17 protein-coding genes are annotated in these 21,829 nt (G+C 62.7%); 15 read left to right on the plus strand and 2 right to left on the minus strand.

Features of this window, described 5'->3' with window-relative positions; genetic code table 11:
• Positions 1-59: 59 nt before the first annotated feature.
• Together AB1792_04480 and AB1792_04485 are read right to left on the minus strand one after the other, a co-directional pair.
• A complete protein-coding gene (locus tag AB1792_04480) occupies positions 60-1,124 on the minus strand; it encodes an SGNH/GDSL hydrolase family protein (GenBank protein MEW5701467.1) in 1,065 nt (354 codons plus the stop codon).
• Positions 1,125-1,243: 119 nt separating this feature from the next.
• A complete protein-coding gene (locus tag AB1792_04485) occupies positions 1,244-2,368 on the minus strand; it encodes an aminopeptidase (GenBank protein ID MEW5701468.1) in 1,125 nt (374 codons plus the stop codon).
• Between the two features lie 438 nt (positions 2,369-2,806).
• On the opposite strand from AB1792_04485, the gene AB1792_04490 reads away from it, so the two are divergent.
• The 15 genes from AB1792_04490 (at position 2,807) to dprA (ending at position 21,777) form a co-directional block, all read left to right on the plus strand.
• Positions 2,807-4,186 carry an FAD-dependent thymidylate synthase gene (locus AB1792_04490; GenBank protein MEW5701469.1) on the plus strand — a complete coding sequence of 460 codons (1,380 nt, stop codon included), beginning with the start codon at positions 2,807-2,809 and terminating at the stop codon, positions 4,184-4,186.
• Between the two features lie 296 nt (positions 4,187-4,482).
• A complete protein-coding gene (locus AB1792_04495; GenBank protein MEW5701470.1) occupies positions 4,483-4,725 on the plus strand; it encodes a 4Fe-4S dicluster domain-containing protein in 243 nt (80 codons plus the stop codon).
• A 91-nt stretch (positions 4,726-4,816) separates the two neighbouring features.
• Positions 4,817-5,866, plus strand: a complete 1,050-nt coding sequence (locus AB1792_04500; GenBank protein ID MEW5701471.1) for a 3-methyl-2-oxobutanoate dehydrogenase subunit VorB — start codon at positions 4,817-4,819, stop codon at positions 5,864-5,866.
• Positions 5,863-7,302, plus strand: a complete 1,440-nt coding sequence (locus AB1792_04505) for a 2-oxoacid:acceptor oxidoreductase family protein (protein ID MEW5701472.1) — start codon at positions 5,863-5,865, stop codon at positions 7,300-7,302. Before AB1792_04500 ends, AB1792_04505 begins: the two co-directional genes overlap by 4 nt.
• A gap of 74 nt (positions 7,303-7,376) precedes the next feature.
• Complete coding sequence (locus AB1792_04510; protein ID MEW5701473.1) at positions 7,377-8,477, plus strand: alanine dehydrogenase; 1,101 nt, start codon at positions 7,377-7,379, stop codon at positions 8,475-8,477.
• 224 nt (positions 8,478-8,701) lie between these two features.
• Positions 8,702-9,997, plus strand: coding sequence for an acetyl-CoA hydrolase/transferase C-terminal domain-containing protein (locus tag AB1792_04515; protein MEW5701474.1), 1,296 nt, complete (start codon positions 8,702-8,704; stop codon positions 9,995-9,997).
• A 436-nt stretch (positions 9,998-10,433) separates the two neighbouring features.
• The gene (locus AB1792_04520; GenBank protein MEW5701475.1) at positions 10,434-11,300 is read left to right on the plus strand and encodes a type II CAAX endopeptidase family protein; all 867 of its coding nucleotides are present in this window, start codon (positions 10,434-10,436) and stop codon (positions 11,298-11,300) included.
• Between the two features lie 234 nt (positions 11,301-11,534).
• Positions 11,535-13,355 (plus strand): GAF domain-containing SpoIIE family protein phosphatase, encoded by a 1,821-nt coding sequence (locus AB1792_04525; protein MEW5701476.1) that lies wholly within the window; start codon positions 11,535-11,537, stop codon positions 13,353-13,355.
• A gap of 232 nt (positions 13,356-13,587) precedes the next feature.
• Positions 13,588-15,057, plus strand: coding sequence for a tRNA lysidine(34) synthetase TilS (gene tilS / locus AB1792_04530; GenBank protein MEW5701477.1), 1,470 nt, complete (start codon positions 13,588-13,590; stop codon positions 15,055-15,057).
• On the plus strand, positions 15,054-15,641 hold the full coding sequence (gene hpt / locus AB1792_04535; protein ID MEW5701478.1) for a hypoxanthine phosphoribosyltransferase: 588 nt from the start codon (positions 15,054-15,056) through the stop codon (positions 15,639-15,641). Before tilS ends, hpt begins: the two co-directional genes overlap by 4 nt.
• A 79-nt stretch (positions 15,642-15,720) precedes the next feature.
• Positions 15,721-17,679: an ATP-dependent zinc metalloprotease FtsH gene (gene ftsH, locus AB1792_04540; GenBank protein MEW5701479.1), complete on the plus strand. Its 1,959-nt coding sequence runs from the start codon at positions 15,721-15,723 to the stop codon at positions 17,677-17,679.
• A 71-nt stretch (positions 17,680-17,750) separates the two neighbouring features.
• Positions 17,751-18,539, plus strand: coding sequence for a dihydropteroate synthase (folP, locus tag AB1792_04545; protein MEW5701480.1), 789 nt, complete (start codon positions 17,751-17,753; stop codon positions 18,537-18,539).
• Between the two features lie 240 nt (positions 18,540-18,779).
• Positions 18,780-19,541, plus strand: coding sequence for a diadenylate cyclase CdaA (gene cdaA / locus AB1792_04550; GenBank protein MEW5701481.1), 762 nt, complete (start codon positions 18,780-18,782; stop codon positions 19,539-19,541).
• An 83-nt stretch (positions 19,542-19,624) separates the two neighbouring features.
• A complete protein-coding gene (gene obgE, locus AB1792_04555; GenBank protein ID MEW5701482.1) occupies positions 19,625-20,626 on the plus strand; it encodes a GTPase ObgE in 1,002 nt (333 codons plus the stop codon).
• Positions 20,627-20,694: 68 nt separating this feature from the next.
• The gene (dprA, locus tag AB1792_04560; protein ID MEW5701483.1) at positions 20,695-21,777 is read left to right on the plus strand and encodes a DNA-processing protein DprA; all 1,083 of its coding nucleotides are present in this window, start codon (positions 20,695-20,697) and stop codon (positions 21,775-21,777) included.
• The last annotated feature ends 52 nt before the right edge of the window (positions 21,778-21,829 follow it).

A 21,829-nucleotide genomic window follows, 5' to 3' on the forward strand; every position in this document is an offset into this window, starting at 1 on the left:
CTGATTCGATTGGAGCGTCCCGCTCTCCTGAGAGGGCGGGACGCTTTGTCTTCACTGCTTCAGCGGTCGGTAGTGGCGCCGTCGTTCGGTAGGCCGAGGAGGTGGCGGGCGAGGAATTCCCCAGCGAAGGCGTGCCCGCGTGCGTTGAAGTGCCGGAAGTCGCGCCGTCGGTCATCGTAAAACTCGGGATGTTGGTCGAAGGCGTTGGCCAACTCAACGAACTGGGCGCCTGCGGCGATCGCACTGAACCGCCCCAGCCGGCGGTACCGGTGGTGGTAGTGGAAGACCCCTGTTGTGTCGGTGTATCCCGGTGGCGGCCAGGCAATCGGCGACGTCACCAAGACGGGACGAGCGCCTGCCTGAGTCGCCGCCCGGCAGATCCGCTCGATGTTGGATGTGTACTCGGTCGAAGGTACTCTCCAGACGGGGTAGTCGGGCAACGAGTCTACCGGCTCCGGCGCGATTGTCTCCCAGAGTCTGTACCCCCAGCGGACAATCGCCAAGCGATCGAGGAAATCTCCCGTTTGAAGTCGCCATGTCGCCGACAGGCGCAACTGGTGGTCCGGTATTCCATATCCGGCGGGCTGATGGTCCGCCCAGGAGAACTCGAACAACACATAGTCGGGATGCAGCCGCGGCAACTCCCGTTCCGCCAGTATCGCTCCCTGGTACGCCGAGTAGTTGGTCACACCGAGGTTGAGAACCTCCCAGCGCCGTTTCTCGGGGTCGCGGGCATTCAGTTCCCGCTCCAGCACGCGCGGCCACGGGGCCCCGTCGGCAACGCCGGTGCCAAACACGTTGTCGTCGCCGAGGCAGACAACCCTCATGACGTCGGCGGGTTTCATCTCGGAGTACTCCGTCGTGCGGAAGCCCTGTGAGTTGATCGTGTATGCGCCGGGAACGAAGAAGTCGCCGCGGATGACTTGGTCGGGACGGTACCGCCAGAAGAGGTCGTGATCGCGCGCAATCTGGTCGGGATAGCTCCACTCGGGCGCCTCGACGAACGTCGTGTCGTGGGGCAGCGCGGGCATCCCCGCCAGCCGGCCGGCCAACTCCAACGCGGCCAATACCGCCACGACGATCGCGACAGCACGAACGGGATGTCGTCGTCTCTTGGCGGTCATGTGTACGAGTGCACAAATCGGCAAACAAGGGGCTTAAGCCCCTTGTTCACCGCTGGGATCGCGAATCCCCTGAATCTCGTGAGGTCATGCAACCGATTCTACGACTCTGCCCGCCCCCCTCAGCGCAGCGCCTTCGCCGAGAGCTTGTCCTTCAGCGCCGGATGGACAAAGATCCCATCCTTGCGGATCAACTGTCCGTTGAATGAGATCTCGCCGCCCCCGTACTCCTTGGTCTGGATCAGTACCAGATCCCAGTGGATCGCCGACTTGTTCCCGTTGGGCGCCTCATCGTAGCAATTGCCCGGCGTCAGATGAATCGAGCCGAATATCTTCTCGTCAAATAACGTGTCCTTCATCGGCTTTGTGATATTCGGGTTGATGCCGAAGGAGAACTCGCCGACATACCGCGCTCCGGGATCGGTGTCGAAGATCTTGTCCAGATGGGCGCCGTCGCCGGCGCAGTCGGCGCGCACGATCCTGCCGTTCTTGAACACCAGGTGGACGCGCTCGAAGAGCGCCGATTCATAGAGCGAGGGGGTGTTGAATGTGATCTCGCCGTTGATCGACGTCTTCACCGGGGCGGTGTAGACTTCGCCGTCGGGGATGTTGCGTTTCCCGTCGCACTTGACCGCCGGGATTCCCTTGATCGAGAATTCCAGATCGGTGCCCGGTCCCTTGATGTGCACGCGATCAGTCTTTTGCATCATGTCGACCAGGGGATCCTGCGCCTTGGACATCTTGGGATAGTCGACATTGCAAACGGAGAAGTAGAAATCTTCGAACGCCTCCCGCGAGGTCTCCGCCAACTGGGCCATGGCGAAGTTGGGATAACGCAGCACGACCCAACGCGTGCGCTTCACCCGTTGCTCGAAGTGCACCGGCTTGTAGTAGAACTTCTGGTAGGCGCGCCGCTTCGACTCCGGAACATCGGCGAGCGTGAAGGAGTTGTTCGAGCCGCGCACCGCGATGTAGCAGGCCATATCCTTCATCAGCTTCAGATGCATCTTCCCGAACGCCTCCAACTGGCTGTCGCTGGCGTTCATCACCCAGCGGCGTTCGGTTTCCTCCTCATTGTGGAACCAGAAGGGGAGCCCCCCGGCCTGGGCGACCTGCGTGATGATCTCCCGGGTCAGATCAAAGCTGTCATCGCCCTTCGATTCGACCAGAACTTTGTCGCCGGGCTTCACGGCGGTCGAGTAGTTGACCAGCGTGTCGGCGAGTTTGATCAGACGTGTGTCCTTCATCAAGCCTCCAATCCATCCTGAATGCCATGACTCTCGTATTCGTCGTGAAGTTTCTTGCGTGCCCGCCAGCCCTTCAGGGTGAATCCTTCAGGATGAACCCTTGGGCTGGCCCGCCGCGGCGGGCCGCGTAGCGGCGATCTACAGAATCGCTGACCGTGCCCAGACGGCCCCTTCGGGGCCGAGGTCAGCCCAAGGGCTGACCCGCACCTTCTCAAGTACCGCCTTCCCGTCCTCCGACGGGTCTGAGAATATACCGCTTCGCCGAAAGATGGTGGCATCGTCTCTGGTGATTTTGTATTCGTGTGATTCCCTGGCCCTGCAGGACCGGGGGGTGTAGGGGCGACCCGGTGGGTCGCCCTTGGGCGAGGCGGCGCCTCGCCCGTACGCAACCGATTGACGGTCAATCACATGCCCGATACGGCCCGCCGCATATATCTCATGAAAGACCTCCCGCCCGAGGTCGTGGCGGTCGCGTTTGCCAAGACCTCGCGCTCCCCGGAGCCGTTCGACCAGATCGCCGCTGAACTGACCGAGGCGGGATCGGCGAGATTCCATGAGAAGTGGGTCGTCGGCTATGGCCACGCCTCGGTGGCGGAGCATGCGGTCTTGTCGTTGGCCATCGAGAACGTGTCCATCCTTGCCGCCAAGGCGATTGAAGACAACCGCCTCGCCTCATACACGGAGAAGTCGACGCGCTACCAAGTTTATGAGCCCGAACGCGTCTACCGCCCCGAGTGTCTTTTGCACCATCCGGATTTGGCGCGGGAGTACGAAGCGCTTATCAGGGAGCTTCTGACCACTTACATCGATTGGTCCCGACAAGCGCTCGAATGGTTCAGGCGCGAGAATCCACGCCCCGCCGACAAATCGGAGGCCTTCTGGGAATCGCGGTTGCGCGCGCAGGCGTGTGATGCCATCCGCTATCTGTTGCCGACCGCGACTCTGACCAACCTCGGCTGGACGGTCAATGCCCGTGAGTTGGCCCATGCCATCCGGAAGTTGACAGGTTCAGAGTTGGCGGAACTTCGCATGATCGGGGAAGAGATCAAGACCGTGGCAACTGGGCAGGTTCCGACGCTGCTCAAGTATGCCGATCCCGATCTGGCGCGGGGACTCGGTGCCGGGGCGGTCGCGGGCGTCTTGAAGTCCGACGCGACTGTGAACACACCGACTTCGGTGCCTCGGTCACCCGAGGTGCGCGTTCTGCAGCATGATTCCGACGGACTGTCACATCTCTGTTGCGCGGTCGCGTACCCGCATCAGGGCGATGACTGGAATGCTCTGGCGGGTAGGATTCGCCAATGGTCCACAGGTGAAATGATCGCCCTGCTCCGGGAGTATGTGGCCCCCTTGGGACCATTCGACTCGATGCCGCGCGCCTTTGAGCATTTGGTTTATCTCATCGAGATCACGATTGACTATGGCGCCTGGCGCGACATTCAGCGTCATCGCATCGGTACGCAGACCGCCCAGGAACTCACTCCCCATCTGGGGTACACGGTGCCGACACTGATCGACCAGTTGGGGTGGCGCGGACGATTCGGCGAACTGGCGGGGCGTTCACAGCAGGTCTATGACGCAATCCACGCTGTCTCTCCGGCGGAAGCGGTCTATGCCCTCATGCTCGCATTCCGGAAACGCTCACTCTTTGTCTGGAACTTGCGCGAAGTCTGTCACTTTGTGCGCCTGCGCGGCACCGCCAAAGGCCATGATGCCTACCGGGCGATCGCGCATGATCTCTGGCGGCAGATGCTCCGTCTGCAGCCGTGGCTGGGGGAGATCACATCACCGTTGGGTTCCGACTTCCGCGCGTGGTGAAATTCATTGTGATTGTGAAGTGACGCCGCTTGTGCTCGCGGCATCGACCGACACCGCAGCATTCCTTTTTGACAGGTTCGTCATCGGGCAGTTTGACTTCGTGCGCAGGTCGGTGGGATCTTATTGTGCTGCGGCGCGGCGCAGACATGGGGGCTCGGAATGTTGACAAGCAAGACCCCATTTGTCCAAACAACGACTACGGACGGCGGGTACAAATGCCGGGAGTGGTGTGTTTGGGGTCACCGCTCGGTGAAGGGATCATCATGAGTGAACATAAGGCCCTGCCGGTTCCTCCGATGCTGCCATGGGTGGAGGTGACCAGCCGCCTGTGCAAGGGGTGCGACTTCTGCGTCGATGCCTGTCCCCCCAAAGTGCTGGGTTTTTCAACCGATATCAACGAACGCGGTTATCGCTATTCGTTCTATCTGGGTGACGGCTGCACGGGATGCGGAATCTGTTACTACAACTGCCCCGAGCCCGGCGCGATCGTCGTCTGGCGCAAGCCGACCGATAAGAAGGAAAAGAAGGTCCTGACGTAGGGCGGACTTGGCCCGCCGGTGATGCCGTCCTTCGGCGTGCAGACACATTGCGACGCAACCGGAAAAGAGAGGTGCTGTGGCTGGCGTGCGCATGGAATTGATGAAGGGGAATGAGGCGATCGTTCTGGGCGCCTTGCTGGCGGGGTGCCGTTCCTATTTCGGTTACCCCATCACGCCCGCTTCGGAGATCGCCGAGACCGCGTCGTACTTCTTCCCGAAGGTCGGCGGGACGTTCATTCAAGCCGAGTCCGAAATCGCCGCCATCAACATGGTCTATGGGGCGGCGTCGACAGGTCAACGCACAATGACCGCGTCCTCCTCGCCGGGAATCTCCCTGAAACAGGAGGGAATCTCGTATTGTGCCGGGGCGGAGCTCCCCTGTGTGGTCGTGGACATCATGCGCGGCGGACCGGGGCTGGGGAACATCGGCCCCGAGCAAGGCGACTACAATCAGATGGTCAAAGGGGGGGGACACGGGAACTACCGCATAATCTGCCTGGCGCCGAATTGCGCCCAAGAGATGTGTGATCTGACCATGTTGGCGTTCGATCTGGCCGACAAGTACCGCAACCCGGTGGCGCTTCTGGCGGACGGGTTCATTGGACAGATGATGGAGCCGGTGGTCATCCCGTCGGCCGTGGCCGCGCTCCCCGCCAAGCCCTGGGCGGTGACCGCACAAGAGGGAACCCGCGACAGTCTGATCACCTCCATCAAATTGAGCCATGATGAGCTCGAGGCCCACATCAACTACCTCTACAAGAAGTATGCGGCGGTGGAAGCCGATGAGGTGCGCTTCGAGGAGTACCGTTGCGAGGATTGCGAATACATCACGGTGGCGTACGGCATCGTCTCCCGCGTGCTCATGAGCGCGGTCGATGCCGCCCGCGATGAAGGTATCAAGGTCGGGATGCTGCGGCCGATCAGTCTCTGGCCGTTCCCGGCGCCGCGTCTTCTGGAACTGTCGCGTACGCTCCGGTCCATTCTGGTCGCCGAATGCTCGATGGGGATGCTGATTGAAGACGTGAAGCTCGCCACCGAATGCCGCGTCCCTGTGCAACTGTATTCCCGCACCGGGGGCAATATCCCCAGCGCCGAGGAACTCCTCAATGCGATCCGCCGTCTGAAGGAGAGCGCATCGTGAGCGACATCTTCAAGAAACCCGATTCGTTCTACGAGTATTTCACACGCTCCGCCTCACCCGACAAGGAGGCCACGCACTACTGTCCGGGATGCGGCCACGGCAATCTGCACAAGTTGATTGCCGAAGCGATCGACGATCTCGGCATTGCCGACCGCACCGTCTTCGTCAGCCCCGTCGGCTGTTCGGTCTTCGGTTACTACTATTTCCGCGTGGGGAATGTTCAGTCCGCCCATGGTCGCGCCCCCGCGGTTGCCACCGGGATCAAGCGGGCGCTGCCGCACTCGATCGTCATCTCCTATCAGGGCGATGGAGATCTGGCGGCCATCGGCGCCAATGAAATCCTCCAGGCCGCCAACCGCGGCGAGTCGATCACCGTCATCTTCATCAACAATGCCATCTACGGGATGACCGGGGGACAGATGGCGCCGACCACGCTCATCGACATGAAGACGACGACGACCCCGTATGGGCGCTCGGTCGCCAATGAGGGATACCCGCTACGGGTCTGTGAACTGCTGTCCACGCTGGAGGCGCCGGTCTACATCGAGCGTTGCTCCCTCGAGGACAGCAAGACGATCATGAAGACGCGCAAGGCGATCCGCAAAGGGTTGCAGTTGCAGATCGAGAACAAAGGGTTCTCGCTGATCGAAGTACTGAGCCCCTGTCCGACCGGGTGGAAGCTGGATCCGCTCGAGTCGCGGAAGTGGATCACCGAGAACATGCTGCAGGTCTTTCCGCCCAACGTCTACAAGGACCGCAAGGACGCGGTCGCGCGCCCCGCTTTTCCACCCGTCATCATGGACCCGGACGCCGTGATCGAGGCCCTCGGCCTCGGCGAGGAATGGGAGACCGAGCAACGGTTGCCCGTCGATTTCCCCACCCACCAGTTGGTGCTGGCCGGGTTCGGGGGACAGGGCGTACTGTTCCTCGGGCAGTTCTTGGCCAAAGCCGGCATGCGCGAGGGGAAATCCGTGTCGTGGTTGCCGTCGTACGGGCCCGAGATGCGCGGGGGCACGGCCAACTGCCATGTCGTTATCTCGCGGCAACGGATTGGGTCCCCGTTCGTGTCCAATCCCGGGCTTCTGGTGGCCATGAACCAGCCTTCGCTGGAGAAATTCGCCGGCAACGTCGTACCGGGCGGGCTTGTTGTCTACGATAGCTCGTTCGTAAAGACCGTCTCATTGCCGACCCATGTCCGCGCGGTTCCCATTCCCTTTTCCGAGATCGCCAACGAATTGGGGAATGCCAAAGTCGCCAACTCGGTGGCCGCCGGTGCGGTCATCGCGCTGACGCAGATCGTGTCCGAGAAGACCTATGCGGATTTGCTGCGACAACTGCCGAGGAAGGCATTGGTGGACGTCAACCTGAAGGCGCTGGCGGCTGGTGCCGCTGCTGCCGCCAGCCTTCAGCCGGACACGGCGCTGGCTGTACGCTGAGCCGGAACAGATTCGCGGTCAGCCACCGCATCGTTGCCGGCCGCTACGAACCTTACACCGGGGGATCCTGACCCATGCATATCGGCGTCGTCAAACAAGTCCGCCAGGACGAGCGGCGCGTGCCGTTGGTCCCAGCGGGGGCACACCTGCTGACCCAGCGCGGCCATACCATTCATGTCGAACATGAAGCGGGACAGGCGGCCGGCTTTGTGGACGAAGACTACATGGCCGCCGGGGCCAACATCGTCTACTCGCGGGCCGAGGTCGTCGGGCGCGCCGAACTCGTCCTCGGGGTCGCCCCCAACATCCCCGAGGACACGGGCGTCGTCATGCCGGGGCAGACCGTGATGTCGTTCGGCCATCTGGCGACGCTCTCGCCGTTGATGCTGCGTGGCTTCGCCGCCAAACAAGTGACCGCCATCGCCTATGAATTCATCGAGAACGATCAAGGCCGGCGTCCAATTGTCGAAGCGATGAGCGAGATCGCCGGGCAGATCGCCATCACGATGGCCGCGCGTATCTTGGAGAGTCACACCGGCGGCCGTGGGATCCTCCTGTCGGGTCTGCCCGGTATTCCCCCGGCGCATGTCGTCGTCATCGGCGGCGGCATGGTCGGAATGTCGTCGGTGCGCGCCGCGCTCGGGATGGGGGCGCAGGTCACGCTGTTCGACAATGATCCGGAGAAGCTCCGGATGGCGATGCGCGAGTTTAAGGGGCGCGTGGTGACCTACCTGCCGTACCGGCTCAACTTGGAACGGGTCCTGCCCCTGGCGGACGTGACGGTGGGCGCGGTCTGGGTGCACGCCGGCAAGCCCCCGATCCTGATCACACAGGAGATCGTGCGGCGCATGAAACGGCGCTCGGTCATCATCGACTGCTCGATCGATCAGGGCGGTATCTGCGCCACCGGTCGGCCGACCACCCTGTCTGACCCGACCTACATTGCCGATGGCGTCATCCACTGTTGCATTCCAAATCTGCCGGCGGCCGTGGCGCGGACTTCGTCGTTTGCGCTGGCCAATGCCCTGTTCCATTACGTCCGCCGATTCGCCGAGGGGGGGCTGGACGCTGTTCTGGCCGAACAGCCGCGTTTCGCCGAAGGGATCTTCATGAAGGCCGGGCGGCCGACCCATCCGGTGGTGGCCTCTTTGCTGGGGGACGAGTCCCCGGCGTGATCCCCCGCGCCCGGGGTCGTGGGGCCACACGCTTGGCCCCGTCAGATTGGGGAACATCCAGTCAATGGCTCTGGCAATGCCAACGGAACGAACCTCCGATTCGGACGATTGTTCTCTCATTCACAAGCTCCGGTGGCGTCTGTCTCCGAGGGCATGCACCTGCCCCCCGAACGCTGGGGTCGGCTGCTTCTTCTCGATCGCGGGAATCGACAGGAGTGAACACCATGCACTGGCATGAGGACTATCGTGGCAAGCTGTGTTCGGCTGTGCAGGCAGTGCAGTTGATTGCCAGCGGCAATCGTGTCTACTATGGCGGCAACGCGGCCACCCCACAGGCCCTCATCCAGGCGCTGGCGGCGCGCTATGAGGAACTGACCGACGTCCAATTGTATCACGTCCTCCTGTTGGGCAAAGATCCTCTGAGCCGTCCGGAGATGGAGGGGCACTTCCGTCACAATTCGCTCTTTGTCGGCCCCGCCGACCGCGAGGCGGTCAACGACGGCCGTGCCGACTACGTGCCGATCTTCCTGCACCAGATACCGCGGCTGTTCCTGGAGGGTTTGATCCCGTTGGACGTCGCCATGGTGATGGTCTCGCCTCCGGATGAGCACGGTTTTATGAGCTATGGCGTGGAGACCATGAACACCCACGCCGCCTGCCAGGTGGCCAAGACCGTCATCGTGCAGGTCAACGAGAAGATGCCGCGGGTGCTCGGGGACTCATTCATCCATGTCAGCCGCGTCAACGCTATCGTGGAGCATCACGAAGCGCTCCCGGAGTTGCCGCCGCGCCCGATCAGCGACGTCGAACACAAAATCGGCGAGCACATCCGTGCCTTGATCACCGACGGCGCCACCATCCAGATGGGAATCGGCGGCATTCCCGATGCGGTGTGGGCGATGATGGACGGTGTCAAGGACCTCGGGATACACACCGAAATGCTCTCCGATGGGGCCATGCGTGCCATGGAGCGCGGGATCGTCACCGGACGGAAGAAGACGCTCCATCCCGGCAAGGCCGTCATCACCTTCGCGCTCGGCACCCGGGACCTCTATGAATTCCTCGACAACAATCCGATTGTCGAGGCGCATCCGGTGGATCACGTCAACGATCCGTTTGTCATCAGCCAGAACGAGAATATGATCGCCATCAACTCCGCGATTGAAGTGGATCTGACCGGGCAGGTCTGCGCCGATTCGATCGGTCCCCAGATCTACTCCGGTTTCGGCGGGCAGGTGGACTTCATTCGGGGCGCGGCCCGATCGCGCGGCGGCAGGCCGATTATCGCTTTGCCGTCGACCGCGAGGAAGGGCGCCGAGTCGCGGATCACTCCGCACCTCAAACACGCGGCCGGTGTCGTCACGACGCGGGCCGACGTCCATTACGTGATCACAGAGTACGGCAGCGCCTATCTCTTTGGCAAGAATCTGCATCAGCGCGCCGAGGCCCTCATCGGCATCGCCCACCCCAAGTTCCGCGATGAGTTGACCGCCGCTGCCGTCGACCGAAAACTCCTTTGACCAGTCCGGTCTTGGGATCAGCCCACGACATGTGGTCCTGATCCTGCATATTCGCCGTCTTGGCGACGACGCTGTTCGGATTATGCACAACGGAATCATCTCCGCGCACCCCGACAACTCCTGACGGTTCACGGAGTTCAATCGCGTGCGCGAGTTTTCCTGTCCGCTGGCTGCGCATTTGCCGCTGTGTGTCCATCGCGGCGGACTGTCACCGCGAAGACGACACTGCCTCTGAGATCGATTGCTCCTGGTATCCTCCCCCAACCCCGGGTTGCCGCCCTCAGCCCGGGGTTCCCTCCTTTCTCATCACCGGTCCATCCTTTCTCCCCGCATACGGGTAGAAGGTACTCCTTGCCTGAGGCAGCATCTCCCATGAGATTCGCAGGGGTGCACGGGGAGTGTGCGGTGGGGGAACTCAGTGGTCGATCAGTCTTCCATGTGGGATGACAATACTGAGTCGGGCGAGTCTCATCTGCCTGCACCGCCCTTGACTCCCGAGGGTGGGCGCCGTCTGCCCAGCTGGGACGGCGGGCATGCGATCCTCTTCTATGTTCTCAGTGCTCTGACCGCTCTTCTCTTGGGTGTTCTGCTGCTGGGTCCGCTGGGATTCTACGGCTCGGTGGCATTGACTGAGATACTGGGCTTTGCCCTCGCGCCGTACATTGTGAGCCGCTGGTTCGATACCGGATGGAAGCGCTGGACCGCACCGGCACGAGTCCGCTTCGCCTTCTGGCTGTGGGCGGTGGTGGCCGTACTGGCCTTCGCCATTACTGAGAGCAACCTGCCGGTCCTCATTGACCGCTTCTACCCGATCCCGCCGACGCAGCTGGAATTCTACCGGCGCTACTTGGCCGCCGATTCACCCGGTGAGTTGGCGCTCTTTCTCTTGGTGGCGGCGGCGATTCCCGCCGTCTGCGAGGAGATCACATTCCGGGGCATCATCCAAAGCGGCTTACGGCACTCCTTCGGTTCCCGGCACGCCATCATCTGGTCCGGATTCCTGTTCGCACTCCTGCACCTGAACCCGTGGAACTTCGTCGGCCTGTGGGTGTTTGGGTGCCTGCTGGGGTACCTGACCGAACGCAGCGGCTCGATTCGACCGGCGATCGTCGTACACGCTCTCAACAACGCGCTGGCGCTTGCGGTCTTCACTGCTCAGAGCCCGGACCAATGGGAACGTCCCCTAGAATGGGTCCCCTGGTACGTGACCCTGCCGGCTGGTCTCGCACTGCTCGTTTCCGTCTACCGGTTGCATCGGGTTCCCATAGACCCTGTTCCCCCGCCGATCGACATGGCCTCATAACCGGTTGTCCACATGCGCAGTGGGGTCGTGCGACGGGACATCACGTCAGTTTTGGACGACAGATTGGGAGGGCCGGTGTATATTACTTGCTTGCGGGGACTTGTGGGGCGCGAACGGTCCGGTTGATGGCATCGGCCACCGCGCACAACGTGGCCCCGTCGCCCGTAGAGGTACAACAAGGGGAGTTGCGACAAGTATGACCCATTTGGGATGGATAAGGAGAGCCGCAGCAGCGTGAATGAAACGACCACGAACGTGGCGTCGGGCCAGCTCAGTTCCGCGGGAGAGGAGAAGACTCCCACGCCCCCGGCGTCGCCCATTGTGCATCCGACCGATGCCGAGCTGCTGATCGAAGCGGCCAGGGCACTCCATGCCACACTGCGTCTCAATGAGCTCTACGAGATCGTCCTTCAGGTCGTCGCCACGTTGACGGAATCGGCGGGGGCGGTCTTGTTGCTGCATCGTCCGCGCACGCACCATCCGATCATCTTCAAGTTCTGGCAGCGCGACACACTGGGATCAGTGGAGTTGCCGACCGACGTGGGGCGCGATTTCGTGAACTGGCTGGAGGCACGTGGGGACGACGGGTCTCCGTTCGTGACGCCTCTTGCCGTCGTGGATCAGGCGGTCGCCGCGGCGGCCACCAGTCCGGTGACACCCGGACGCTGGGTGGCTTTGGTCCACCGCTCCCGTGTCCTCGGTGCGGTCGGTGTCGTCACTGGTCCATCGCACCAGGGCGCTCGCGTCGACTCGCTCTTGGTGCCGATGGCGGAGCAGGTGGCCGTGGCGCTCGACAACGCGCTGCTCTATCGCGAGACGGAGCGCCAATCGCTGGAGAATCATTCGCTGGTCGAAGCCGGCCGTATGCTACTTTCATCGCTGGATCTGGACGGCGTCCTCGATGCCATTCTAGACTCCCTTCAAAAGGTGTTTCCCTATAACGCCGGGGGCATCTTCCTCGTCGGCGCCGATGGCCGCGTAGAACGAATTGTTGATCGCGGCTACTCTGTGGGCCATGACTTCTATCTTTCCCCGCTGAAAGAGAAGGCGCGGGAGGGGCTGGTGGGCTGGGTGGCGACGCATGGTCAGCCGCTGATCGTCAACGATGTTCGCCGGGACCCGCGCTACCAACCGGCACGCGCGGCAACCCGCTCGGAGATGGTCGTACCGATCCACGTGGACGATCGTCTGGTCGGCGTGTTCAACATCGAGCGCGACATCGTGGACGGGTTCTTCGATGCCGACCTGGACTTTGTCACGGCGTTTGCGCAGCACGCCGGTGTGGCGATTGAGCGCGCCCGCGTGCATGCCGCGCTTCTGGAACAACGCCGCATCAAGGGCGAACTTGAAGTCGCGCGTCACATCCAGCGGACGTTCCTCCCGTCCGCCAATCCCCAGATCGAGGGCTTTGACATCGCCGGGGTCAACATCTCCTCGGTCGAAGTCGGCGGCGATTACTACGACTTCATCGAGATCATCCCCGGCCAGATCGGGATTGCCATCGCGGATGTCGCCGGCAAGGGAGTGCCGGCCGCCCTCATCATGGCGACGTTTCGGGCCTCCCTGATCGCGGAGATCCGCAATAACTATGCCCTGCGCAGCATCATGCAGAAGGTCAATCGCCTGCTGTGTGAGCGCAATGACCAGTCCCGCTTCGTGACCGCTCTCTATGGCGTCTTGGACACCCGCAACCGCATCTTCACCTTCTCCAATGCCGGGCACAATCCCGGTGTCCTGCGTCGCGCCGACGGCTCGGTGATCCTGCTCAAGGAGGGAGGGACCGCGCTCGGGCTGTTTGAGGATTCGGTCTTCGAGGAGCGCGCCTTGGGGCTGCTGTCTGGGGATGTCATCGTGCTTTACACCGATGGCGTCACCGAAATGGTGGGTAAGGACAAAACGATGTTCGAGTTGCCGCGCCTGATCAAGCTCGTTCACGACCACGCGCAGGAGCCCGCGCAGGCGATCGTTGATGCAATTCGCGCGTCCCTCGATGCCTTCGCCGATCCCTCTGAGCCGGTCGACGATGTGACATTGGTCGTGGCCTGTGTTCGCTGAGGTCGTCTAACATAATGGCTGGAAAAGGAAATTACCCTCACCCCAGCCCTCTCCCTGAAAGGGAGAGGGGGATCAGACTCTTCCCCTCTCCCCTTTGGGGAGAGGGGAGGCCTGCCCTGAGCGAGGCCGAAGGGGTGAGGGGTCGTCACAAGCGCATGACATATGACGATGCCCCAATGCACCTTGAGCTCCTCATTCTGCCAGGCGCTCTTCGGGATGGCTTCGCAGCGCAATGACTCCGGTTGCCCGCCATACTCCCGAACCGATCCCGCCGTTGGCGGCCCTGCGCGCGGCGGGGGGAAGCCGGATCGAGACACTCGCCCGGCGCGTGCAAGAATATTGGGAGGACTATGGACGTCCTTCGCGCCGTGCCCGGATTCTGGTGGCGCTGTCTGGAGGGCCGGATTCGGTGGCCCTGCTGGCGACTCTACTGCGGGAAGCGCCCCGTTATGATTGGACGATCGGTGCCGCGCACGTCAATTATCGGTTGCGGGGCGACGAGTCCGATGGGGAAGAGGACTTCGTGCGCCGTTTGGCAAGTACCTGGGATGTGAAGCTCCATTGTTGCCATCCTCGGCGGTCACGCTCCCGGCTAAAATCGAATCTGCAAGCCTGGGCCAGAGAGGCCCGATACCGTTTCCTGGAGAGAACGGCGCTCCGCCACCAATATGGGTGGATTGCCGTTGGTCATCAGATGGACGACCGGGCCGAGACCGTTGCGGCGGCCATCCTCAGGGCCGGTGGTACCTTCGCCCTCTCGGGAATCCCCCCCGTGCGCGGGATGATCATTCGGCCGCTCTTCGAGGCCACGCGGTCGGAGATCCTTGCCTTCCTGCGCCAGGTCAGGATTCCATACCGGCAGGATTCATCGAATCATGGCGATGCTTACCGACGCAACCGCATTCGCCATCATTTCCTTCCCGATTGGGAACGTGCCAATCCGGCGATCGCCCGCGGGTTGGCACGGCTCGGCGAGCAACTGTGGCGCCAGCGTGTGTACTTGGAACACATCGCGCATCGTCTGGTCGCGCGCGCCGTCCGATGTGAGCAAGACGGCCGCGTGACGCTGGCGGTCCGGCGCATGAACCGCTACGATCCGGTTCTCGACCCTTTTGTATTGAGGGACCTGGTCTCGAAAGTCGGCTTGAGTCTGGTCCCACGGGCGACGACGGTGGATCGGTTTGCGGAACTGCGGCGGCGACGTGCCGCCGGCGGATCTGTGCGCGTCGAGCAGGGGAAACTGGTCATCGAGCGGTCACAAGACGAGATCGCTGTCTGGCGACAGGGTGCGGTTGCCGGTGTGAAGCGAGTCCCGATCTCGGTTTCGAGGGCTGGTGGGCATGTGTCAGGGGTCGGCTCATGGAGCATCACCACCGATGTGACCTTGGGGCGGGACATGGGGACACCCGATGACTGCTGCCTCGCGCACTTTGATATAAAGCGTCTTGATGGTCCGTTGTACCTCCGTTGCGCCGAGCCGGGGGATCGTTACACACCCATCGGTTTGAGAGGAACCAAGAAGCTGATGGATCTCTTGGCGGAGAATGGTGTGCCGGCCTTCCGTCGCGGCGAGGTGCCGGTTCTGACCGATGCGGCGGGAATCCTGTGGCCGATCGGCTATCCCGTCGCCGCCCGCGTCCGCGTGACGGCGCACACCCGACGGATCCTGCGTGTACGGGTTACCGGAGGCCCGACCCAATGACCGAGCCGGCCACCGCACCGACGGGCACGAAGCCGCACCACCGGATGGACGTGCTGTTTACTGCCGAGCAAATCGCTCGACGCGTGGAGGAACTGGCGCGCCAGATTGAGATCGACTTTGCCGATGACACGCCGGTCCTCGTGGGCATGCTGAAGGGGAGTTTCATCTTCGTGGCCGACCTGTGTCGGGCGTTGCGTATCCCGCATCACGTGGACTTCATGGCGATTGCCGCCTATGGCACCGGCACCACACCCTCCGGAGCGGTTCGACTCTTGAAGGATTTGAGTGTAAACATTACCGGACGGTCGGCTCTCATCGTCGAGGATATTGTCGACTCGGGAGCCACGCTGGCGTATATTCGTCGCCTCTTGAGTGCGCGGCAGCCGCGTCGCTTGGCGGTTGTGACATTGCTGGACAAACGCGCATCTCCGGAGCCGGACCTGCCGATTGAGTATGTGGGGTTCAAGATCGGAGCGGGATTCGTCGTGGGATACGGATTGGACCTGGCGGAACGGTATCGCCACCTGCCCCACATTGCCAGACTCGATCCTGCTCACATGGAGGAGAATACACCGAGTGCCTGATTCCCAGCCGCCACGCCCGGACCGGACGTCGAAAAACCGTCCTCCGCGCCTCCCGAATGACCCCGGCTCGCGGTCGCCGATGTCTTGGAAGCGATCCTCGCGGACCCTCATCTTCTGGGTGGCGTTGATCACCCTTTCAGCAATCCTGGTCAACTACTACAGCTTCGGACGGCAGTCGCGGGTCGAGGTCACCTATACGGAGTTCGTCGAACAGCTCGATGCCGACAACGTCGCCTCGGTCACCGTGGTGGAACGCCGTCTGAAGGGGAAGTTCAAGGTCGACGTTCTCAAGGACGTCAACGGCCGCTCGCGCCGGGTCAAGGAATTCCAGCTTCTGCTGCCGACCAGCGATGCGGAGCCGTTGATGGCGCGCTTGGAAGCCAAGAAGGTGGCGATCAATGCCGAGGAAGAAGGGGTCAATTGGACCAGTCTGCTTCTCGGTTTTGCGCCGTGGCTTCTGATTCTCGTCTTCTTTTGGCTGTTCATGTTCCGGCAGATGCAGTCCGGGCCGAAGGGGATCTTTTCCTTCGGCAAGAGCCGGGCGCGCCTTCTGACCGAGGATCGTCCCAAGGTCACATTCCAGGACGTCGCCGGCGCCGATGAAGCCAAAACCGAATTGCAGGAAGTCATTGAGTTTCTCCGTGATCCGGGACGCTTCCAGCGTCTGGGCGGCAAGATCCCCAAGGGAGTCCTCCTTCTCGGTCCGCCTGGAACAGGAAAGACGCTGTTGGCCAAGGCTGTGGCCGGTGAGGCCGGGGTCCCCTTCTTCTCGATGTCTGGATCGGATTTCGTCGAGATGTTCGTCGGCGTTGGTGCTTCACGCGTCCGTGACCTCTTCGAGCAGGGCAAGCGGTCGGCCCCCTGCATCATCTTCATTGATGAAATCGACGCCGTCGGGCGTCAGCGCGGCGCCGGGCTCGGTGGCGGTCACGACGAACGGGAGCAGACGCTGAACCAGCTCCTGGTCGAGATGGATGGGTTCGAGTCCAACGAGGGTGTGATTCTGCTGGCCGCAACCAACCGCCCCGATGTGCTCGATCCGGCGCTGCTCCGGCCCGGACGATTTGACCGCCAAGTCGTGGTGGATGCCCCGGACGTGCGGGGACGAGAGGGTATCCTCAAAGTCCACACGCGCCGCATCACGCTGGCGTCCGATGTTGACTTGAAGGTCTTGGCGCGCGGCACTCCGGGTCTGTCTGGGGCCGACATCGCCAACCTCGTCAATGAAGCGGCCCTCCTGGCGGCGCGGCGCAACCGCGACAATGTCGCCATGGAGGACTTCGAGAACGCCAAGGACAAGGTGATGATGGGGACCGAACGCCGGTCCCTGATGATCACGCCGGACGAGAAGAAGACCACGGCATACCACGAGGCCGGGCACGCCCTGGTCGGCAAGCTGACGCCGAAGGCCGACCCGGTCTACAAGGTCACCATCATCCCGCGCGGGCTGGCGCTCGGCGTAACCCAGTTTCTGCCGATCGATGAGCGGCACACCCACTCCCGCGAGTACCTCGAAGCGCGCCTGGTCTACACGTTGGGTGGGCGCGTGGCCGAGAAGCTGGTGTTCAATCAGTACACGACCGGAGCCGGCAACGACCTCGAACGAGCCACCGCACTCGCGCACAAGATGGTCTGCGAATGGGGAATGTCGGATGTGCTGGGTCCGGTGACCTTCGGCAAGAAGCAGGAGGAGATCTTCCTCGGACGGGAGATCGCCCGTCACCGCGACTACTCCGAGCGAACGGCGCAGGCCATCGACGATGAGGTCAAACGCATCGTGACCGAGGCCGAGGCCAGCGCGGTGGCGTTGTTGTCGGAGAACATCCACCACCTCCACACGATTGCCAAGGCGCTTCTGGAGCGTGAGATTCTCGATGGTGAGGAGATCGATGCGCTCATGCGCGGCGAAGAACTTAACGCCCGTCCCGAACCGCCGCCCCTACCGGCAGAAGCGGCGCCGATTCTCGCGGCCAAGCCAACTCCGGCCCGGGAGGTTGAACCTCTGGGGGACATGGCGCCAGGGGCGTCACCGGCATAGAGAGACGCATGTCAACACCGGACGATCTCCGGCCGAGAAACATCTGGCCCCCATCGCAGCCCCCCTGGGTGATGGGGGTTGTCAATGTCACCCCCGACTCATTCTTCGACGGCGGGCGGTTTGCCGATCCGGTGGCCGCCGTCGCGCAGGCGCGCCGGCTCATCGATGAAGGGGCCGATATCCTTGACATCGGGGGCGAGTCCACACGCCCCGGCTCGGAACCTGTCTTCGCAGATGAACAAATCCGTCGCGTCGTCCCCGTGATCGAGCAGATCCGCGCCCTCTGGCCCGGTCCGATATCGGTCGACACGACCCGCGCCGCCGTCGCCGCCGCGGCATTGGCCGCGGGCGCCAATTGGGTCAATGACATCTCGGCGCTGCGTGATGACCCGGAGATGCTGCCGTTGGTTGCCCGATTGGACTGTGCCGTGGTCCTGATGCACATGCAAGGCACCCCGCGCACCATGCAAGTCGATCCGACCTATCACGATGTCGTTGCCGAGGTGTCCGGATTCCTCTCCGATCGTGCCCGCATGGCGGAATCAAGCGGGATTCCACGCGACAGAATCATCATCGATCCCGGCATCGGCTTCGGTAAGACGCTTGAGCACAATCTCCAATTGCTGCGCGCAATCCCACGGCTTGTCGCCCTCGGGTATCCCGTTCTGGTCGGCGCCTCACGCAAGTCGTTCATCGGTCGGATTACCGGCGCCCCCCCGGAGGAACGCCTCGAAGGGTCACTGGTGGCAGCCATCCGCGCGGTCGAAGCCGGCGCCAAGATCATCCGCGTCCACGATGTCGCATCGACCCGACGGGCCCTGTCGGTGGCCGCCGCCCTGACGCCCAAGATCCCCGCTTAGCCCTGAGCATTCTCCGCCCGCTCGATTCATCTGCGTGCCACTGACCTTGGTCAGTGGTTGTCTTGCTCCTGCGCGGACGATGTCGGCAGGTCACCTGACAGTCTTCCGAGGCCTCGCGCTCGGGAGCCGCCACTGACCGAGGTCAGTGGCACACACGAGGCCGGCAGTTGCAATTGACCACTTCCCTGATCCTCCGTATCATGAGTAGGACACAGGGCGTGACCACGCCGGAGGAATGTCTTGGATCTGTTCCGCGTCGGGTTTCTGCGCTTCGGGATCGTCGACCTGATCGATATCCTCGTCGTCGCCTACATCATCTACCGGCTTCTCCTTCTGATGAAAGGCACGCGCTCGGCGCAGATCTTTGTCGGGCTGATGCTGGTCGGCGCCGTGTCGTTCCTCGCCTTCTGGTTCCAACTGGAGGGGCTCAAGTGGCTGTTCACCAATCTGGCCACCGTCGGCTTCATCGTTCTGGTCGTTGTCTTCCAGCCGGAACTTCGCGGCGCCCTGGCGCAGATCGGCCATTCGCAGATGTTCCGCGTCTTCTTCAAACTGGGGCCGAATCCCGCCGTCGATGAGATCGTCCGCGGCGCCGAACGGCTCACCGAACTTGGCTGGGGGGCCCTCATCGTTTTGGAGCGGGAAGTAGGTCTGCGCAATGTCGCCGAGACCGGCAAGACCCTCGATGCCCGCCTCTCCGCCGAGATGCTGGTCACGATCTTCACGCCACACTCGCCTCTCCACGATGGCGCCGTCATCGTCAGCGGCGAGACCATCGCCGCCGCTGCTTGCACGTTGCCGTTAACCATCAACGATGAATACGCCGATCTCTTCGGGATGCGTCACAAGGCCGCCGTCGGGATCACCGAGGACTCCGACGCGATTGTCGTTGTCGTATCGGAAGAGACCCGCCGCATCTCGCTGGCGCACCGCGGACGCCTCTATCGCAACATCGCCCTCGAACATCTGAAGGAGAACATGGTCGCGTTGATGGGGCCGTGAACGCCAAAGTGCGGCGTGCGTCCTCGGGATGCACCGGCATGTCGTAGGACAGGAGCCCTGTGCTCCTGACATCATGATCCCCCATGCAATTCGTCGATGAAGTCCAACTGAAGGTGAGTGCCGGGCATGGCGGGGCGGGGTGCGTCAGCTTCCGTCGGGAGAAATATGTCCCCAAGGGCGGCCCCGATGGCGGCAATGGCGGCAAGGGAGGCGATGTCCGCGCCGAGGTCGATCCGAACCTGGCGACCCTACTCGACCTGCGCTACCGCAAGCACATCAAGGCGGGTCGCGGTAAACACGGCTCCGGTGCCCTCAAATCCGGCGCCAACGGCGAAGATGCCGTCATCCGCGTTCCCCCCGGGACCATGATCTTCGATGTCGACGATGGGCGTCTGCTGGGCGATCTGATTACGGCGGGCGAGAACGTCATCGTGGCCAAAGGGGGCCTCGGCGGCCATGGGAACGCGTACTACAAGACCGCCACGCGACAAGTCCCGCGCAAGGCGCAGCCGGGGCTCCCCGGCGAGTCGCGGCTGATCCGCATCGAGCTGCACCTGATCGCCGACGTCGGCTTGGTCGGGTACCCCAATGCAGGCAAGTCCACCTTCTTGAAAGCCGTTTCCGCCGCCGAGCCCAAGATCGCCGCCTATCCGTTCACGACCCTGCAGCCCCAACTGGGCGTCGTGGAGCGCCCTGGCTATCGTACCTACACCGTCGCCGACCTTCCGGGCCTGATCGATGGGGCGCATGAGGGGAAAGGGCTTGGTTTCCGATTCCTGCGTCACATTCAGCGCACCCGCGTGCTCCTGTTCATTCTCGACGGCACCGGTGAATCGCCCGGTGACGATCTGGGGCATTTGCTCGCGGAGTTGGCGGCCTATGATCCGCATCTGGTGGACAAACCCCGTCGCGTCGTCATCAACAAGATCGACCTGATGGAACCGACCCGGCGCGACGGTCATGATTTCCCCTATGCGGACTTCATGATTTCGGCCAAGACGGGGGATGGCATCCCGGCGGTTCTGGCCGCGTTCGATGGAATGCTCACGTCTCCTCGGTCTGTGCGTGCGACGGTGCCCGGATAATGGAGCCGACCCAGCCGACAGGACCTGCCGAGATAGTGGCACCGTCTGTCTCCGGGGACCGTATTCCTGTGGATGCGGAATACTGGTTGGCTCTGTCGCACCTGCCGGGCGTGGGCAGAGCGACCTTCCTCAAGCTCATCGCAGCGTACAAGTCCCCCAAGCTCGCCTGGCAGCACAATGACAGCGACTGGCGTGAGACCGGCATCTTCCGCCGCCCGGTGCAAACCGAATCATCCCGTTCGGACGCGTTGGTCTGGGCCAAGATACAGGTCGATCAACTGGCCAAATCGCCGTGGTCGCTGATTGTCTTTGGGGACTCTCGCTATCCCGAATCACTGACCCGGCTGCGCTATGCACCGCCGTATTTCTTTCTCTTGGGGGCTGTTCCCGACGCTCCTGCCGTTGCTGTGGTCGGTGCCCGCCAGGCCACCGAGTACGGCGTGCGCGCCACCCGGATGATCGTCGGCCAACTCGCGGCGGCGGGAATCACGATCGTCTCCGGCTTCGCGCGCGGCATCGACACCGTGGCCCATACCGCGGCGCTGGAGGCCAACGGTTCGACAATAGCCATCTGGGGTGCCGGGCCCGACACCGTCTACCCGCCGGAGAACAAGAAGTTGGTTGAGCCGGTCATCCAGCGCGGTGCTGTACTCACCGAGTTCCCCTTCGGGACCCCGCCCGACGCGCACAATTTCCCGATCCGCAATCGCCTGATTGCGGGTCTCTCGCAGGGTGTTTTGATCGTGCAGGCGGGACGACGCTCGGGGGCGCTGCTGACCGCGCAGCATGCTCTGGACCAGGGCAAGGAGGTCTATGCCATCCCCAGCGAGATCGGGCAGGAGCAGTTCGGAGGCACACTGGAACTGCTGAAGCAGGGAGCCCGGCTTGTCACTTCGGCTGATGACATCCTCAGCGGTTTTCGCATCATGAGATCCGAAACCAGTGCCGCCCCATTGCCCAGGCCATTGCCCCCACTGACGGAGATCGAACGGCAGGTCTATGACGGACTGGGAGGATCTGCTTGCCACATCGACCGCCTGGCGGTTTCTTTGCGCCTGTCCGTGGGAGAGTGTGCCCGCGTCCTGACTTTGTTGGAGCTGAAGGGGCTGGTCAAGAAATCGGCAGGGAATCTCGTCTCGCGTCAATCATAGTACAGACCGATGCCGGTCCAGCTCCCAGCCCCAAGGACCGTGAGAGATCCCG

The organism is Candidatus Zixiibacteriota bacterium, from assembly GCA_040752595.1.
In the GTDB taxonomy this organism is placed as follows: domain Bacteria; phylum Zixibacteria; class MSB-5A5; order WJJR01; family WJJR01; genus JACQFV01.